Here is a 688-nt window from a genome sequence, read left to right as displayed (position 1 = left end):
TCCCCTACACGAAAGAAAAAACGATGACTAGAAAACACATCTACATCGCTTACACCGGTGGTACCATCGGTATGCTAAAATCGGATCACGGTTACGTTCCTATCGCTGGCTTTATGGAAAAACAGCTTGCCAGCATGCCGGAATTTCACCGTCCAGAGATGCCGGAATACACTATCCACGAATATGATCCTCTTATCGACTCATCAGATATGACACCAGCAGACTGGCAACAAATCGCTGATGACATTCGTGACAACTACGACAAGTACGATGGTTTCGTTATTCTGCACGGCACTGACACGATGGCTTACACCGCGTCGGCTTTGTCTTTCATGCTAGAAAACCTAGGTAAGCCAGTTATCGTTACTGGTTCTCAAATTCCTTTGGCAGAACTGCGCTCTGATGGTCAAGCAAACTTACTAAATGCTCTGCACATCGCAGCAAACTACCCAATAAACGAAGTCACCTTATTCTTCAACAATCAGTTGATGCGTGGCAACCGCAGCACAAAATCTCATGCTGACGGCTTTAATGCATTTACGTCACCAAACTTGCCGCCACTGTTGGAAGCGGGCATCAACATTCAGATTAGCAACAGCATCAAGGTTAATGCGCAACCTGAAGGTGAATTCAAAGTTCACAACATTACTCCTCAACCAATCGGTGTGATCACAATGTATCCGGGTAT

Annotated in this window: 1 protein-coding gene; it reads left to right on the top strand. The window is 45.5% G+C overall.

All coding sequences use genetic code 11. The features are described from left to right. Positions 1-23: 23 nt before the first annotated feature. Positions 24-688 (top strand): asparaginase (gene ansA, locus R7O13_RS27265; RefSeq protein ID WP_318305247.1); only part of this gene is annotated, 665 nt, incomplete at its 3' end.

This window comes from Vibrio sp. Y176, assembly GCF_033438945.1.
The sequence above is the reverse complement of the archived record's forward strand: the minus strand, read 5'-3'. Positions and strand labels throughout refer to the sequence as shown.